Here is an 18,526-nt window from a genome sequence, read left to right as displayed (position 1 = left end):
TTCTCTCCTTTACACTTAAGCGTTCATAACCGCAATCAGTTCAATACTGATATCTTGGAATCCAGCTGGAACATAAATACAAATCGTCTCTGAATCTAACATGCGCTGGTATAATTCATGATGTGGTTCAACTTCAAAATAGCTCACACCAGAACGTACAGGGATCGCGGTTGGAACCTGAATCAAGTGATGCAATGGAATTGCAGGTAATGCAGCAACTACACGTTGCTCTACATCTAAAGTACTACCAATCTTGAATCGTAAAGGTACGATCTGGATCAACTCATGGGTCTGCATAGCACTACTTGATACGGCAATATAAAGTCGAGTGTCTCGAGTAATCTTATCGGTTTCAAGACTTCCCACCCAATATGAAGGTCTGATCTCTTTAAGCGCAATACTGATATAACGACTTGAAATAATCGTATCGAGTAAATCACGTAGAATCGTGTCTAGCTGAGTAAAACTTTCTTGTAAATTATGATGTTTATAAGCAGGCAACTGATCGACATCATAGGCTGTCGAGAAAGTTAATAATGAACCTGCTAAACGCAATAATTCGAAAAACAACCGTTCTGGATGAATTTGTGGATATTGCACAAAGTGATTTAAACCAGCATGAGCCGTATTTAGGGCATTCACTAACCAGAAAGAAACAATATCACCTGAACGGAATTCAATTAATTTCTGTTCATTTTCTCGGTTATTGGTCTGAATCGTCTTAATTTTTGCCTTAATAACGTTCAGAGTTCTTTTTAAGTTTGAAATGAGTGTTTCAGAGGCATCCACATGCAAAATTGGTGGAATAAACTTTCGGTCAATTTCAAAAGCACCAGAGCTTTGACGCTTAATTTTTCCAATCGGCAGATATAAGAAACCATCTAGATTGTGGTCTGGATTACTATGTACATCTAATAATTTAAAAACAGCACGGCGGCGTAGCAAACTAATATCTGCTTCAGTAGCATTAGTAAACAAATCATGCGTTTCAACAAGGTGTGATTGATATCTACCCTTTTGCGCTTGATTTTGATCAATTAGATTTTGCTTATTTGCTTGTAAAAGTGGCAATGCTAAATAGATTAGCATCTCACCACGTAAATTAAGATCGTCTAATAAAATTGGTTCAGGCAATAGATCATATGCAGGTGCCTGATAAATTTCACCGTCTTGCCAGATCATCTCTACAGACTCAAGAGCAAGAATATGCGTACTCAACTGAGCTTCATCGAAACTTAACTTTTGAATGCCATACGAAAAAGGCACAACTGCGCGAACCGTATGATTTAGGCGTTGTTCATGATACGTATCTTGAATTTGGAAATGTTGAGGTCTTAAAAATAAACCTTCGCCCCACAGGACTTTTTCAGCTTTAAACATATGTCTTTACCAATCTTTATTCATATTCATTTTTAGGCTGCACACCTAACATTTCCTGAACCATTTGTAATGGATGCTCATCTTTGATGACTTGCGCTAACCATTCATGTAATGGCATTTGACTCCATTTAATCGTTTTTTGAAGCATATAGCTCACAGGGCTATGCGGTTCATTTGCTTGGAAGTAATCGGCAATCTCTTGCAGCACTTTCATTGCTTGTTCACGGTTCGCCAAGTGCGTTTGTGCTTGAGGCTGAAAAGCTGGCTGATCCGAAACAACTTGTACAGGCACTTGATTTTCCATAGATGAACTCGTGATAACAGTAGCCTGTTCTTGGATTGGTGCAAGCCCAGTACCAAAAGCTTCTGCTTTATAAATCTTACGTAATGTGCTGTGAATGGTCTCAAATGCCGAATCAATAGCAGCAAAACTCGGTGAATCTAGTCCCATTAAATGATCAAGAGTCTGTTTTAAAACATCCCATTCAGTTAACACTGAGCTAAAATCTTGATAATTAGAATATTGAAAAGTTTTAGAAGTATTAAAAATGGCTTGGTCGAATTGTTCTAATTCAGATGGTCCCGACTGGCTGTCATACTCTTCAGTTTGTTTACGGCGAACATTTTCGTGATATAGAAAATTATCGTAATCAAGCAAATTATAATAAGGAGCTGTATTGGTTAAAGAAACTTTCTTTAACAACATCGGAAGTTGATTAATTAAACCCTGTAATAAACCAATGCGTTGATCTAAGTCATCATCTTCAATAACAGGGTGAATTTCCTGCCAGTATTGATTCAGCATGGTATGGCTTAAAGTTAAACCTTTAGCCATACCTTCAAAACCATAAAGATGAGTCCAAGCCTCTAAGAGCCAAGTTAATAGACGGATATCTTTTGTTTTATCTTTTAGCAAAACACTTGTGTTCTTTGCTACAAAGTCCCAATCGGCTTGTTTGCGCTCAGCAACCCAATCACCTTGATCTAGTAATAGATCATCTTGTGTCTTCGCTTTTTTTATTTCATGAAATTCATTAGAAAACGAAAAGTCATCACCACAAGGTAAACTATCACTAATGGGTTCGAGTAGTTCAGAAATATCAATATTCATCTAATTTTAGCTCTATTCAATTTTAAACTTCTGACTTCAATTTTTTACTAGTCCTTTTTTTAGCAGCTTTTACAACTGGGTCTAGTACATATTGAATTTCGTCATCTTTAGCATCAATCATGATAATTTTTGGTAGTTTTTGCTCTGCTAAAGCCACTAAAATTTCTGTAGCTAATGCAGGTAACACCGTAGAATTTAAAATATTATCAACGTTACGCGCACCACTATCGACTTCTGTACAACGGCTTAAGAGCAGCTCTACCAAATCATCAGAATACTGGACTTGTGTTCCGTATTGTTTCTCAATTCTTGCTGTGATTTTGCCTAACTTATGCTTAATGATTCGTACAAGTAGATCATCATGCAGTGGGAAATAAGGTACAACTCTCATTCGGCCTAAAAATGCAGGCTTGAATTGTTTATATAAACTTGGTTTTAAGTGGTCGATCAACTCTTCAGCTGTAGGCCATTCTTCTACAGGTCTATTTAAGCAAGCCTGCATAATGGCACTTGAACCAGCATTTGAAGTCAACAAAATAGTCGTGTTTTTAAAGTCAATTACTCGACCTTCACCATCTTCTAAAGTACCTTTATCGAATACTTGATAGAACAGTTCCTGAACATCGCTATGAGCTTTTTCAATTTCATCAAGCAACACAACACTGTACGGGTTACGGCGAACAGCTTCTGTTAAAACTCCGCCTTGGCCATATCCGACATATCCTGGAGGTGCACCTTTTAGCGAAGATACAGTATGAGCTTCTTGATATTCAGACATGTTAATTGTGATTAAATGCTGTTCACCACCATATAACTCATTTGCCAAAGTTAATGCAGTTTCAGTTTTACCTACACCACTTGGTCCGACCAAAAGAAATACACCTTGTGGCTTATTAGGATCTTCAAGTTTTGCTTTTGAAGTTTTAATCCCTTGAACTAATTGTGTGAGTGCATAATCTTGCCCCATTACACGCTCGCTCAATTTATCCTCAAGCGTTAATATCTGTTTAATTTCATCATTGACCATTTTTCCAACAGGAATACCTGTCCAATCAGAAATAATTTCATTAATGATTTGAGAGTTTACTCTTTCAAATACTAATGGTTGCTGGCCTTGAATATGAGCAAGATCTTTACGCAGCAGATTAATCTGATCGAAAGCTTCAGACTCATTAGCATGATTCTTTGCTTCTAACTCTTGAATTTTATGAACAAGTTCTAATTCTTTTTGCCACTGCTCTTCGGTTTCATGGATCTCTTTTTGCAAAGATTCTAAATTAGCTTTTAAAGCTTCCAATCGTTCATGATGTATTGGAATCTGACGATGCTCATTTTCTAAAATTTGCTGCTCAAGCTTTAAGTTATGCTCTTGGGCCTTTAACTGATCAAGCTTTACAGGTTGAGCATTTTGAGTCAAAGCAACACGTGCTGCAGCCGTATCAAGCACACTAATTGCTTTATCCGGAAGTTGGCGACCACTAATATATCGATGTGAAGAATGAACCGCAGTAACGATCGCCTCATCATCAATTTGCAATTTAAAATGCTGCTGCATGACTGGAATCATCGCCCGCAACATATCTACTGCAACTTCTTCGGTTGGCTCTTCTACTTTTACTACCTGAAAACGTCGGCTCAATGCAGCATCTTTTTCAAAATATTGTTTATATTCTGCCCAAGTTGTCGCAGCAATCGTACGCAACTCACCACGTGCAAGTGCTGGTTTTAAAAGATTTGCAGCATCATTTTGCCCTGCTTGTCCACCTGCACCAATTAAAGTATGTGCTTCATCAATAAATAAAATAATAGGATGAGTAGAAGCTTGAACTTCTTGAATAACCTGTTTTAAACGATTTTCAAACTCGCCTTTAACACTTGCACCTGCCTGCAACAACCCCATATCCAGCACATGTAAATGTACATTTTTTAGGGCGTTTGGTACTAAACCTTGAGCAATTTTTAAAGCCAAACCTTCCACTACAGCTGTTTTACCAACACCTGGTTCTCCGGTTAAGATCGGATTGTTTTGGCGTCTACGCATTAAAATATCGAGCATTAAGCGAATTTCATATTCACGCCCAATAACTGGATCTATACCACCTTTTTTCGCTTTTTCAGTGAGATTAATCGTATATTGGTCAAGTGCAGGTGTTTTAGCTACTTGGGTATTTGCTACAGTCGCCTCTGTTGAGTCAGCTTCATCAGAAGGTGTTTTTGTTTCATCTTGTTGTTCAACACTCTTCTCACAAATTTCAAGAAACTTATGTTTCATTGAATCAATTGGTAAAAGGTCAAATAAACTCGAAGCTCTTGTTGCAATTTGATATAAATCAGGCGCAGTTAATAACGCAACTAATAAATGACCACTACGAATAACTGGATTTTGTTCAGCCGAAGCTAATAACCAAGCTTGTTCAAACAAACGAACAATAGATTTAGCAAAAATAGGAGTTCGAGTATTACCTTTTGGTAATTGAGAAATTGTTTCTTTTAAATCATCAGCTAAAGCTTCAGATGAAATTTTATATTTCTTTAATAAAATTTTTAAATCATTCTCTAAAGATTGATTAAGTAATTCTAAAAATAAATGCTCAATTTCAATTTCATAATTTTGTTGAATAACACAAGCATTAGCCGATTTTTCTAAAGCAGTTCGTGCAACTGTAGAAAGTTTTGTAATTAAAATTTTTAAATTACTCATCATTACTCTCAATATTTTTAAATAATTTAATGCTTAAAATCATAATGCCTGTATATTAACAAAATTCAGCTTTATCAGACAAACTACTCATCATTTCAAGCGTTAATATGTTTTAGTAGATATTTATATCTATATAAAAATATCTCTACCCTTATCCTTGATTAACTAAACTCTGTTTTGGCAATAATTTACAGCCACATGATAATGAATCATTTACACGCGCTGCGGATTTTCCCATGACAAGCATATTTGGATCGCCCGATACAATCGTAGATACCGTTAGATGAGCAGGACAAGTAGCCTTATCCCCTACACAGGCAATTGCAATTCCATCAATTAAAAATGTACTGTTTCCTGAAATCACTTGCCCTCCACCAGTTGTTGGGCATCCAATCGTAATGTAAGGGCTAGCCATGTTCTTCTCCTTATATTTATAGAACAGTAAACTCAATCCGACGGTTTTTCTTTCTTCCTTCCGAAGAAGTGTTATCTGCAACTGGCTTAGATGAACCTAAACCTTCTGTAGATAAATGGTCGGCAGGAATACTCTTACTAATCAAATAGTTTTTAACTGCTAACGCACGATCTTGGCTAAGTTTCAAGTTTTTAGTCGCATCACCAGAACTATCAGTGTGACCAATAATTTTGACTTTCTTGCCACCAACTTTGTTTAAAGCAACCGCCATCTCATCTAGAATTTTTTGACCAGCATCAGTTAAAACTGCGCTACCAGATTCAAACTCAATAATTCGATTTTTAAGTGCATCATCAATAATTTTCTGCTCAGCCTGATTAACTGATAATTGTGAATATAGTTGATACGGCGGTTGCACTAATCCTTGAAAAGATTGAATTGTAGGCTGGATATCTGCTGGGTTCAGCATTTTCCCACTCAACTCAAAACGTGTGCCGTTTACGCTTAATTTGCCTTGTGAAACCTTTTTAAGATCAGGGGTAATCACTCGAGTTACTGAATCACTCCACCCATTTGGAGCAGCTACAGGTCTCACTTGTATTTTATCTACTACCTGATCAGCACCATAAACAGACTGCATTTTTAATAAGATAGCCTGTTTACTCGCCTCATTAGGAACGACTCCTTCTACGACAATAGGCTGAGCTAAAGCATAGTTAGTGATTGCATAGATAAAACAGCCTTTTATGAGCTGTGAAAGTTTACTTTGATATCGTTGATTCATTATTATTCACCCAAAAAAGTCTGTCTAAATAGTTTTAAACCTTGATTTAAACTTAATTGGCGTTGGCATAATGATTGCTCTAGCGTAGCTAAACCAGCATTCTGCTCCAAATAAGTATCAATCCATTGTGCTTCTATTAAAGAAACCCAGTGTTTACTATCCATATTCTGAGTAAAAATATCGCTCAAGGCTAAAATATCAGCCCCTTGAAAACCGAAGAATAATACAGGCTGCTCTCGATGTAACAAACCTATCAGCACTTCAGTATTATGTTCTTTTAAAAAGCGACAAATAATACTGACCCAAAATGCTGCTATTTCATAACTGTAAGCGGGATTATTAATAGGCAAAATTAAAACTTTATTTAATCGACTGGTTCCATTTTGTAAAATTGGCTGTAGCAATAATCCCAGCCCAATCATACTTTGCGCTAACTCATAAATACTTAGCTTCATTAACTGAGCGAATGAGTGCATCGTATGATTTTCATAGAAACCCACACATTCACGTTCAGTTAAAACCTGAATTTGATTTTGTAAGTGACCTAATTTTCCAAGTAACAGATCTGAATCTTTAATTCCTTTTAAAGCGCGATTGTTTTGAAATAAATCAACTAATACATGTTTATAGCTATAGGGCGCATACAACAAATTATCATACGGTAAATCAATTTCTAATAAATGGCTCAGTACCATTGGAAAAGATCGCCCCGAACTATCTTCACTTGCAAGAAGGTTCGCCGCTAAAAACATATTTTCTTTCGGATTCGCAATAAAGAAATCCAGCGAAGGCAACGTGTTATAAGCTTCTTTAAAGCTGCCTGATTGCATTGCATATTCCAATGCTTCAGTAATCCACTGATCAAGCAACTGTATTAGAGCATTCTGACCTTTTGTTTTTAAAAAGTCGCCTCGTGCAGGACTTTTGCCGTAATACAAAGGAGTTGTTTTTAATGTTTGCATTATTGCTCCTCCTTTCGCATAGAGGTTATTTTCCATGTCATGGTTTAACTCCCGCAGAAGGCTGAGCAAGTGCAGAAACAGGATTTTCAGTTCTTGCTGGAGCAGCTTGAGCTGGTGCTTGCTGAGCAGACACCACACGAGCAGCTTTATCAGCAGTGACTTTATCAACCAGTTGCATACCTGCATAACCACGGCTTGAACCGATACTGCCTGAATTACTGCTAATTAGACGGAAATTCATTTTTACAAATAATGATGGATCAGTTTTACTACGCCAAAGCATTTCAAATCCGCCATTTTGTTCCTTACGTTGAGCGCTATCAATTAAACGGTTAATACCGTACTCACCTGGCTCATCAAAAATCGTGTGGGTTTGGCCTTGTAAATCTACAGCGGTAATACGAGCACCTGGAATACTGCCTTGGTTTGGCCAAATGAAGTTAACCCACTGCTGAACACCGTTTTCATAAGTCATACGCTGACCATCAATATCAACGGTATATGAAAGCAATTGTGGGTTTGGAATTGGGTAGAACTGGAAGTTAGATTGGTTAGTCGCTGGAGCAGCTGGTGCTTGAGCATTCAACTCACCAGTTGCCATACCATTGGCTGGTGCCACATATCTTTGGAAATTCATAACGAATTGAGGATTTAAACTAATGCCTAAATCTTTCCAAGTTTTAGACGTTAAGGTATAACCACGACGAATCACAAATGGATCAAGACTTTCTTTCACAAAGCGAGAAATACTACCGTTCTCACCCAAGATTTGACCAATTTCACTACTTGTTGCCTGTAAAGAAGCTGATGAGTTAAATGGATATTTCTTAGCAAGATTTGCTGTAAATGGCTGATAAGCTTGCATTACCCATAATTTATTAATTTCGTCTTGTGTCGGTGTAATTAAGCTCTCAAAGGCCTGCGTAAGTGGGCTAACTACTAATTTTTGCAGTAACCGCTGATCAATTTCATTGAAACCAACCGCCATCTTTTCATCTACAATTTTTTGAGTTTGGTTAAATACAGACGTTTGCTCATTTAGGGTCTGTTTAACTAATGTCATTGCATTAGGCCCAATTTCACCCGCATTTTTAAGCTCGTTAAACTTACTACGAACGAGTGCTAAATTTGTCATATATTCATCAAGCAATGACTTACCTTGTTGATCATCACGCTTGCGAACCAACTGGTAGAACATTTGGTATTCTTGAGAAATAGCGCCTTGAGCATTGTTTGCCACTTGATTAGCAACTTGCTTGTCATCATGATTTAGAACTTTACGTTTAAACCATGCAATGAATCCTTTTTGTGGAGCTGCAAGCTCAGCTTGAACGACTGGATTATCCCAGTTTGTTTCGACTGCAACCCTTTCAATTAATGTTCTAATTGGAGAATTTTGTGGTTCACCTAAAACATCAATATTTTTTACTTGCTGAGCAAATTGGCCGGCTTTAGCATAATGAATACCACTTAAGAATTTTCTCCATTCCGCAATGTATTCTTGCTTATAAAGCGCTGTTAGCTGCTTTCTAATTTGCTCTGGACTGCCTGAGAAAGTTAAATCATCAGATTGACGACTATTTAATACCCAGTCTTTACTGTCTGTTGGCTTATCTGCAGCTTCTTCAATTGCCTTTTCTACATAGTCATTCCAAGCTTTTTGGGTAAATACGCCTGGTAATGCATAACTACCCAATACAATATTTTTATTTGCCTCACCCACAATCTGACTTACAGTCAGTGCTTGGAAACGTACCGCAGCACGCATTTTTATTTCGTTATAAACACGATCACGCGCTGGCATCCCTCGAACAACAGAGAGTAATACTTGACGAGTTTGATCAACAATTTGCGAATCTGCCTCTAAAACTGGGAATTGTTTATCATTTGCTAAGGTCATTGCATACGACAAGATCTGTTCAGCTTCTTGAATCATATCTGCACGCGGCATTTGACCTTTATTTGCATCTAACCAAGAGCGCCAGAAACGCGTAACCTGATCGCTTAGATGACTAGCATCCATATATTGCGGATTGCTCATCATTAAATAAGCTTTTAAAGCATTATAAGCATCTTGAGGATTGGTATCTGAAGGTTCCAAATATTGTTGAGATTGAGCAGTTTGCTTGATCTCAACATTCGTGTGGTTCGCTTTTAATGTTGCTTCATTATTTTTTACACGTTGCAAATATTGAGCAATATTTTGCTGTGTTGGTGTTAACACAATCTGCTTAACACCTTTTAAATATTCAGCTTTTAGCTTTTCACGAAGCTCATTGCCCTGATATAAACCAAAACTAAACTTAAGTGGTCTATTTTCATCAAACTCATCTAACTGCTGTAGACGTCTTTGAAGAATCAGCAAAGCTTCTAATTGGGTAGACAGTTGCTGACCAGAGGCTCTTTCTAATTGAACCACCTTATTTAAATCTGCTTGAACTTCACCAATTAATTGCTGGTTATTACGATAAGACCAAACCCATACACCCAAAATAATTGAAACGCCCGCTAAAGCACCAATAAATGCAATGTAACGTTGGCGTTTTCTGCCCGTATTTACATGCTGCTTAACGAGATCTTTATCTTTTAAAATAACATCTGAAAATAGACCATTTAAGAAATAGCCATGGTTAGGAGTAATTTTTGTATGGTCTTTTAAATCATTTTGAGCAATTTGAGTCAGCTGGAATTCTTGTGCAATTTGCTCAGTCATTGGACTTTCAATTACACCTTCCTGCAAAGCACTGGTGAAGTAAAACCCACGGAAAACTGGTTGAAATTGATATGGGTTATCTTCAAAAAGTGTACCAATAAAGCTTTTTAAAGCTGGTTTTAATGTTTTAAATTCTAATGGGAAAGTCATTACGCTTGGTGAGATATTCTGCGAATGACGGCGACTTAAATGAGTCGAACTCACGCCTTTTAGACCATCGTAAAGAATAGTGTAATGTTTTTCGAACAAATCTACCGCGTTATGAGAAGAGTTTTGCTCATATGGAAGCGTTGCTCCCCAAGCTTGGTTATATTCTTGAGCTTCATAAAATTCAAAAAACTCAGTAAAACCTGCAATCAAATCCATTTTTGAAAAGACTAAGTAAACAGGTACTACCACTTCTAAACGTTCAGTTAGATCTTGAATACGAGCACGTAAATTTTTAGCAAGCTTTAATGAATTTTCAGGACTTTGACTAATTAGCTCAGCAATACTAACAATTAGAATCAAACCGTTAACTGGTGCTTTAGAGCGGTTCTTTTTTAAAATATTTAAGAAACCTAACCACTCAGAATGATCTTCGCTATAAACAGAATAACGGCCCGCTGTATCGAGCAAAATACCTTCTGTAGAGAAGAACCAGTCACAATTTCGAGTACCACTTAAGCCAGCAGATACCATTTTCTGATGTGTTTCTTCAAAAGGAAACTTTAAACCAGAGTTATAGATAGCTGAACTTTTACCGGCGGCTGGGTTACCAATAACCATATACCAAGGAAGTTCATATAATGCAGCATTCCCTTTTTTATCACCCAACTTAGATTTACGAATCAGTTGAATTGATTCTTTCATTTGTTGACTAACTAGCTGAAGCTCTTCTTTATCTTTATTTTTGCCATATTCAGCTTGGTTATCTTTTTCGATTGCCTCAGCTAACTCTTCACCTTGAGCAGCATGCTTTCTTCGTTGAATAAGCCAATAGATACCATAAACAATAAGACCCAAAGCATAGGCAGTTGCTAAAGCCCAGAATATATGACGAGGAATTGAAGTATATGAAGACATCAATGCCACGAACAATGACAAGGCGATAATTGCTTTAGGATTCGTGATGTACTGCCACAAGTAGCCTAAAATTGTATGCATTCTATTCTCGTTCTAAGTCCAAAGTTTAAATTAGTTATTCAACACCATCGCATCATCTTCTGTGTTTTCAGTGATACTCTGCACAAACGTATGTGCTGACACCGTATTTTCTCCAAAGACAAAAGGAATGATATGTTCAGGGAAATGCATGCTCAGCATAAAGCCATAAATATCAGCTAAATTTTGGGTATGCCCTAATGAAGATTTCACATAAATATAGTGATGCGGTTCTACAGGCGTTTGAAGAAAGTGTTGTTGCAATTTCTTCGAAACTTTTATATCGGTTTGATCTGACAAAATCAGTACATAAGGCTCATCACCTTCATGCTGAGGTAAATCATTAAATTCAAAATTATTAAAAAGCTTCGCTGTATCTTGTTGACCTACTACCACTTTCAGTACTTTAGTCGGTTCTAATTCTTGAATTTTTACTAAAGGATCTGCGAGTAAACAGCTTGCTGCAAATTCAGCAGGAATATAATCTTTAATCATCCAAGATTTTTCATCAACTAGATCTTGATCAATTTCCGAATCGGCCACGACCAAAAAGAACATCTCATGCTCTCTTTTATGAATACCCTTTAATAAATGCATTAACTCTTGGTAAGCCAGTTGCTCTCCAAAAAAATGATATTCAATATGGATTTTTTGAGCAGGAATACCAATCTCAGTAAAAAACTCTAAAATTAATTCATTACTGTGGTCATCATTCCAGATATGTAACAAATCCTCCGAAAGAAGGATGTGTAGATTTAAGCGATTTAAGCGATAAACTTCTACGATCGGCATTTCAACATCGTCATATTCAGACTCGGGATTTACCCATGCCGGATGCATATGATATTCAAGGGCTTGCTGCGACTCATAAAATAAAGTTGAACGCTTTAAATGCTCAGCTAGAAGATATAAATTTTCTATATTTTGATCGAGTTGCTGTCTTATTAATGACATCATACGAACTTGTCGTGGAGATGAGTAATCACTCTCCTCATGATTCTCTTCATCCAAATCTTTAATACGGTAAGATAAAAGAGGTAATCCGTAAGAATTTAACAGTTGATCATCCAGCTCTGGACTTCTAAAATTTTGTAGCTGCTCAATAATGCTTTCATTCTCACCAAAAGCATGTAAAGCAAAACCAGAATAAATATTAAAATCTAGCTGTTCTAATGGTTGATCAGTTACCGCGGTTTGTTTTGAATTAACGTCATCTTTATCTTGATTTATAGCTTGCTCTTTTTTGTCTTTATACGTTGTATAAGCGCTATAAATTAACCATGGCGATAAAATCACCAATGTAATTATTGCTGGTAAAACTAAGAAATAAAGGAAAAAATCTCCTTTATCAGGGTTATATTGAACATCGCGCCAGTAGAAAATAATTATTCCACTAACCACTGAAAAAATAGCAATGAATGAGAGTAATATTTTTTTAATCATATTGTCTCTCCAATAAGGCTATAGCAGGTTTCATGACTATGTACTTTTGGTTGTCGTGATATGAGAAAAGAACCCTGCCCTAACCCACTCTGATTCTTATGAGTGAGACAAATAGGTTGTATTTCTGATTCATCCAAGATAAGCCGTAAATCTATTGATAAAGTTGGACTACACCACGTTTCTACAAGTTTTTTAAGCTTTAAGCTTAACTCTTGATTTGGTAAGAAACTGAGATATTGATGACGTTTTAATGGTCCAATTTGAATTTCAATTTTTCCGTCAATCTGCTGAATGGTTTCCCCACAAAAAGTATTAACACCAAGTAGGCTCGGCTGACTTCCACCTAAAGTTGTTAACTGATCACTCGCTAACTTAAATGATTCTTGTACAAATTCTTTAATCGTAATTTCATGTTTAAAAATACACGACAGCATCGTTTTTAATGCATGAACTGTATTATTTTGCCCCTGCATTAATCCAGAGAATTCTGCAAAATATTCATCAAGATCAGCTTGTTGATGCTGCGAACGCACATAACCATTCAAAGCATGCAGAATATCTAAATAGTCATTTTTATGCTCTATCTCATATCTAATCGGCAGATTATAAGTAATACTAGACTCTACATATTGAGCAGTAAGCTTATGATTAAATAAGCTTAAAAACTCTTTGGTCTCAGCTCGTTGCTGACGCGGAGCTTGCTTAATCTTATTCGTATACGTATAAGGTAAAGCACCTTGTATACCCGTAAGACCAACGATTAAATTCGTGATATAAATCCGGTCGTCCGTTAGTTCTAAATTTTCAATCTCTGTAGCAGGAAAATTTAAATTAAAAGATGTCTCAAACTTAAAATGATCACTCCAAAATGAACTAACTGTACGACTTGAATCGTGTCTTAATAGCCGTGTTGCTTGGATAAACTCAAAAGACTTTGGTTTTGTAAAGAGCTCAGCTGTTACAGAAGAGTCTTGCCACCAACGTTCTGACTGCATTGGTATAACTCCTGCTGAGATGAATAATCCTTAACAACCAAATCAACAAAACTATTAATTTGAACCTTTAAATTAAAAACACGACTTAATAACTGACTAAAAATGTATAGGCTATGACCTCTAAATACCGATGAATCAATTTGTAACTCTGCCTTTACTCCTCTTACAAACATTGGGAATGGCTTTCCATCTACAAGTTTGTGAGTAAGTGAAAATTCAAGATGTTTGATTGATTCAATAATTAGATAATTTTCTTTTGATAAAGGTAAGTTATATAAAGCAAGTAATTCTTTAATATGAGATACCGCATCACCTTTCATTAACGCTAAACTATTTAATGAAAGGTGTGAAATAACACGCCACTGCTCACTCTGGCTTTGACCAAATTGATAAGGCTTCGTAGGTCTTTTTAAAACAATGGCACGACGAGCCAGACTACTATCATTAAGGTTTAATATATTATTGGATTGCCCTAATGCTTCATGCGGCAAGTCACGATTTGAGCATAATAGTTTTGTACTAATAAAATCCGAACGTGTTGACGAAGGATTTAAATTTTTAGAAATAATTGAATAACCCATTTCGACAAAATTGGGTTGTAGCTTTTGATAGTTCACTGAATAGAAAAAACGCGCCGTGTCAGCATGATAATGACTCATGGCAAAAAAAGGCAGCACCGGAACATAGCTTTCTTCTTGACTCGTTTTTTCACGAACCATATTCATGTCAAGTATTGAATACACCTGATAAAACTCAGGATGATGAGCATCTGTAATCAGCGGATATTCTAATTGCTTATGTACAATTTTTTGTGGTTCAGCATATTTTTCAAATAAATTAATAACTGGGGTAGTAAACAATTTAAAATTAGCGACATTTAATTCAGAATAATTTCGCACTACAGCTTGATCATTTAAATTTAATTTAAAATGTATAAGCAGTTCAAAATTACTATCTTCTAGAGATAAGCGCTTTAAAAAACCTAAATCGAGTTTTAGATAATTAAATTTTTCAGGGAAACAAAAATACTCCATCAGCAAACGATAAGCATGATGAGTATGCTGATCGAGTGGCAATAGACTTTCTTGCTCGGAAAAACCTGTTAACTCAAATGGATTTTTATCCAGTTCAACAATTTTCTGTCCTATTTTAATAGCAAAAGTTGTTCCCTTCTTAAAAATACTGTCTAGTACTTGAAGTGGAAAATTAGAAATTGCATCTAAATAAATAGGTAGTTTTTCATTTATTAAACATACATGAGCATGATTAAAAATTTCAAACTTAAAAGTTAAAGTCGCATTTTGACTTAAATGCATGTGTGCACTAGGTGTACTTTTAAACTCTAGCGTTTGTAAATTTATAGGGAGTAATTTGACTTCTTGGGTAGTATTAAACTCACACTGAACCCCTTTAAAGCTACGTGACTTCAAGACTGTGTGAGCAGGAACAATATGCGCGTCTGTGAGCTGCTTTATTTTATTTATATCTTCAAAACTTATTACTGAACAAGCAGGAAAATGACGTAAGTATTGAGGGAACATTACCTCAAATAAGGAACGTGTAAATACATCATAACTATCAGCTAGTTTTTTATCAATACGAGCCGAAATTAATGAAAAAGCCTGTATAAGACGTTCAATATGCGGATCATCGATCTGCTCTTGATTTAAAGATAGACGCTGAGCAATTTTCGGATATTTTTGAGCAAATTCACGAGATTGCTGACCAAATTCCTGTAGTTGTTTTTCGTAAAAAGGTAAAAGCTCTTCTATCACAACACACCCACTATGCCTAGGTTCTCGCTGAAATTACATATTGCTGCGTTGTCGGTTTTAACAATGCATCAAAAACGACAGGTTCATACAGTGGATGAATATTTAGATACGCCTGAATACTTAAACACAATGCCCCCATATTGTGCCCATCCAACAACATCTCTACCCGTATTTGTCTTAAACGAGGTTCATGAGCTGCAATTGACTGTTCAATAGATTGGCAAATCTTGTCACGATCTAGCGGATTGGCTGTAGAAAGCCCCACAAAATCAATAATACCGAACTGAAGTATAGATTTTTTAACTAGCGGGTAATCATCAACTACATGATCCAATTTAGCGACCCGACTATTAAGCAAGTCTTCTAAATCTTTTGCTACTGATTCTCTTAATTGCTGAATAGAAAGACCTTTTGCATAATCTTCACTTTCAGGAATTAAGCGGTCAAACAAAGTTGAACGAAATCCATATGGATAAAGCCGATCTAAATTCATTCGAGTTCACAACAAGCATACTTAAAGACAGCAGAGGCTAACTTTAAGTCAGCCTCCACCAAATATTCACTTAAACAATTACGCTGCGTAAGAAGCCGTATTGTTAGAAAGTGACCATTTCTTAGTAACAGCACCTTTAGCAGTACCGTTAATATCTTGTTGATTGTAAGTCCATTCAACAGCTGCGTATTTCAAACCAAACGCTTCTGTTGGAACACCTTCTTCATTAACTGTTGGAGTTACACTAGAAACTAGAACATGTTTCAATTTGATTTGTAAGTACTTGATGCGCTTATCACCATTTGCACGGTAGAAGTCGATTTGTACTTCATCAAATGTATAACCAGCTGAACATGCTTCCCATAATTTCGGGCTAGTTGCATCTAAATCTTTAACAAAAACCATATCTGAATGTTCAACACGTTCAGCAGTATGACCACCAACGCTACTTGAAGTAGCAGATTTAGGTTGACGAATGTTATGAGACCATGAGTTAACTTCTAACCAGCCTTTGTGCTCAGCGTCACGAGACTCTCCATCAACTTTGTATTTACCGCGAAACTCAACGTATATATCTTTCATTTAGAACTTTCCTATTTGTAATTTAAAGTTATTCTTTCGCTGACCTTTATTAATTTGAGGACTGAGGTAACTCAGTGACAAGTCGTAAAGAAACTGACAACTCGTCCAGCTGGAAGTGTGGTCGCAAGAAAACCACAGATTTGTAGTGACCTGGTTGAGCAGGATCTTCTACAACTTTTACAGACGCTTCACGTAGAGGGTATTGAGCTTTTGCTTCTTGAGAAGCGCCATCGTCAAGCAATACATACTGTGACAACCACTCATTTAAAAATGCTTCAACATTTCCAGCAGAAGCAAAGCTACCCACTTTATCTCTCATCATTGCTTTTAAATAATGAGCAATGCGTGAAACGGCCATGATGTACTGAATTTGACTCGATAAAGCAGAGTTAGCATTTGCTGTATCATTGTCATATTTTTTAGGTTTTTGAGTTGATTGCGCGCCAAAGAAAGCAGCGTAATCAGTATTTTTACAATGCACTAAAGGAATAAAGCCTAAATCGCTTAATTCTTTTTCACGGCGGTCAGTGATTGCAATTTCGGTTGGGCATTTGAATACCACTTCGCCATCTTGTGTTTTAAAAGTGTGTACAGGCAAGCCTTCGACTAAACCACCGCCTTCAACCCCACGAATTGCAGCACACCAACCATGCATATCAAATGCATTTGTTAAACGAGTACCGAAAGCATAAGCAGCATTCATCCACAAATATTCATTGTGGTTTGCGCCAGAAACATCTTCAGCAAAGTTAAAACCTTCAGTAGCTGTTCCTTCCTTTGGATGATAAGGAAGACGACCAAGCACATGTGGCAATGTTAAAGCAACATAACGAGCATCTTCACTGTCACGGAATGAACGCCATTGTACATATTCAGCTGTTTCAAAGATTTTTGAAACATCTCTAGGACGGTCAATATCAGTAAATGACTCTAGACCAAGAATGCTTGGGCTAGCGGCCGAAATAAATGGCGCATGGGCTGCTGCTGCCACATGAGAAATTTGCTCAAGCAAATACATATCAGAAGGTGTACGGTCAAATTCAAAATCACCAATGAGCGCAGAGTATGGTGCACCACCAAAAGATCCGTATTCTTCCTCATAGATTTTTTTGAATAAGGTACTTTGATCGAAATCTGTAGCGCCTTGGAAATCTTTTACCAACTCTTTCTTAGTCGTATTCAACATACGAATTTTAATAAGAGGGTTAGATGGTGTCTCTTGACAGAAATAATAGAGACCACGCCAAGTCGACTCAATTTTTTGAAATTGCTCATTGTGCATGATCTGACTTAATTGACTTGAAATCAGAGCATCAATTTCTGCAATACGCTTATCAATCGATAAAGTCATATTTTCAGAAACGGTAATTGTTCCTGCCATTACTTCTTTAGCAAGCTCACCGATTAAGCTTTTTGCACGCGAATGTTCTTCTTCATTTCGGGCAATACGGCTTTCTTCAACGATCGAATCTAAGAGATTAACCTGTTCGTTTTCAACAAGAGGCATTGCTGCTGATTGAGTATTATTCATGATCAGCCTCCGCACTTAATTTACGAATCTGATCTGTATTTTTAAGAACTTCATCAAGTAAATCTTCTAAACGTTCACTGTTAGAAATTTTGTTTCTTAAATCAGTTAAACGCTCACGTGCTTCCACAAGTTTCTTTAATGGATCAACCTGTTGAACCACATTTTCTGGACGAAAATCTTCCATTGATTTAAATGTTAAATCAACAGCGATCTTACCACCCTCTTCTGTTAACGTATTATCTACTTGAAAAGCAGCTCTTGGAGACAAAGACTCCATAACTTCATCAATATTATCTAAATCAACATTAATGAATTTTTTATCTTTTAATTTTGTACGCTCAAGCTCAGATGCAGCTGAAAAATCACCCATCACACCTACAACGAATGGTAATTCTTTCGCTTCTTTTGCATCACCAATTTCGACATCATATGTAAGCTGAACACGTGGAGGTCGAATTCGCTGAAGCTTCTTTTGTACGCTCTCTCTCTTAGCCATAA

The 18,526-nt window shown here is 36.6% G+C and carries 14 protein-coding genes; all 14 read right to left on the bottom strand.

Annotated elements, in window-relative coordinates; translation table 11 throughout:
• Positions 1 to 15: 15 nt before the first annotated feature.
• Complete coding sequence (gene tssK, locus ACXM0J_RS08640) at positions 16 to 1,380, bottom strand: type VI secretion system baseplate subunit TssK (RefSeq protein ID WP_479750416.1); 1,365 nt, start codon at positions 1,378 to 1,380, stop codon at positions 16 to 18.
• A gap of 16 nt (positions 1,381 to 1,396) precedes the next feature.
• Positions 1,397 to 2,491 carry a type VI secretion system protein TssA gene (tssA, locus tag ACXM0J_RS08635; protein WP_032012867.1) on the bottom strand — a complete coding sequence of 365 codons (1,095 nt, stop codon included), beginning with the start codon at positions 2,489 to 2,491 and terminating at the stop codon, positions 1,397 to 1,399.
• A 22-nt stretch (positions 2,492 to 2,513) separates the two neighbouring features.
• Positions 2,514 to 5,195: a type VI secretion system ATPase TssH gene (gene tssH, locus ACXM0J_RS08630; protein ID WP_479750415.1), complete on the bottom strand. Its 2,682-nt coding sequence runs from the start codon at positions 5,193 to 5,195 to the stop codon at positions 2,514 to 2,516.
• 148 nt (positions 5,196 to 5,343) lie between these two features.
• The gene (locus ACXM0J_RS08625) at positions 5,344 to 5,607 is read right to left on the bottom strand and encodes a PAAR domain-containing protein (RefSeq protein ID WP_108011985.1); all 264 of its coding nucleotides are present in this window, start codon (positions 5,605 to 5,607) and stop codon (positions 5,344 to 5,346) included.
• Between the two features lie 16 nt (positions 5,608 to 5,623).
• Positions 5,624 to 6,391 (bottom strand): OmpA family protein, encoded by a 768-nt coding sequence (locus tag ACXM0J_RS08620; protein WP_479750413.1) that lies wholly within the window; start codon positions 6,389 to 6,391, stop codon positions 5,624 to 5,626.
• A 2-nt stretch (positions 6,392 to 6,393) separates the two neighbouring features.
• Positions 6,394 to 7,353, bottom strand: a complete 960-nt coding sequence (tagF, locus tag ACXM0J_RS08615; RefSeq protein ID WP_014206363.1) for a type VI secretion system-associated protein TagF — start codon at positions 7,351 to 7,353, stop codon at positions 6,394 to 6,396.
• Between the two features lie 37 nt (positions 7,354 to 7,390).
• Entirely contained in the window at positions 7,391 to 11,212 is a 3,822-nt protein-coding gene (gene tssM, locus ACXM0J_RS08610) for a type VI secretion system membrane subunit TssM (protein WP_479750411.1), read from the bottom strand.
• A gap of 30 nt (positions 11,213 to 11,242) precedes the next feature.
• The gene (locus ACXM0J_RS08605) at positions 11,243 to 12,652 is read right to left on the bottom strand and encodes a hypothetical protein (RefSeq protein WP_479750410.1); all 1,410 of its coding nucleotides are present in this window, start codon (positions 12,650 to 12,652) and stop codon (positions 11,243 to 11,245) included.
• The gene (gene tssG, locus ACXM0J_RS08600) at positions 12,649 to 13,647 is read right to left on the bottom strand and encodes a type VI secretion system baseplate subunit TssG (RefSeq protein WP_213688485.1); all 999 of its coding nucleotides are present in this window, start codon (positions 13,645 to 13,647) and stop codon (positions 12,649 to 12,651) included. The genes ACXM0J_RS08605 and tssG overlap by 4 nt, the downstream gene beginning before the upstream one ends.
• Positions 13,611 to 15,422, bottom strand: a complete 1,812-nt coding sequence (gene tssF, locus ACXM0J_RS08595) for a type VI secretion system baseplate subunit TssF (RefSeq protein WP_057085972.1) — start codon at positions 15,420 to 15,422, stop codon at positions 13,611 to 13,613. The genes tssG and tssF overlap by 37 nt, the downstream gene beginning before the upstream one ends.
• A gap of 16 nt (positions 15,423 to 15,438) precedes the next feature.
• The gene (gene tssE, locus ACXM0J_RS08590) at positions 15,439 to 15,915 is read right to left on the bottom strand and encodes a type VI secretion system baseplate subunit TssE (protein WP_002048404.1); all 477 of its coding nucleotides are present in this window, start codon (positions 15,913 to 15,915) and stop codon (positions 15,439 to 15,441) included.
• Positions 15,916 to 15,993: 78 nt separating this feature from the next.
• Positions 15,994 to 16,497 (bottom strand): Hcp family type VI secretion system effector, encoded by a 504-nt coding sequence (locus tag ACXM0J_RS08585; RefSeq protein WP_016141469.1) that lies wholly within the window; start codon positions 16,495 to 16,497, stop codon positions 15,994 to 15,996.
• Positions 16,498 to 16,546: 49 nt separating this feature from the next.
• Positions 16,547 to 18,028, bottom strand: a complete 1,482-nt coding sequence (tssC, locus tag ACXM0J_RS08580; protein ID WP_032003316.1) for a type VI secretion system contractile sheath large subunit — start codon at positions 18,026 to 18,028, stop codon at positions 16,547 to 16,549.
• Complete coding sequence (gene tssB, locus ACXM0J_RS08575) at positions 18,021 to 18,524, bottom strand: type VI secretion system contractile sheath small subunit (protein ID WP_005041656.1); 504 nt, start codon at positions 18,522 to 18,524, stop codon at positions 18,021 to 18,023. The genes tssC and tssB overlap by 8 nt, the downstream gene beginning before the upstream one ends.
• Positions 18,525 to 18,526: the final 2 nt, after the last annotated feature.

It is taken from the genome of Acinetobacter sp. GRABPA_MV_2, from assembly GCF_056725885.1.
Note: the sequence above shows the minus strand (reverse complement) of the source record. Positions and strands in the feature narration are given on the sequence as shown.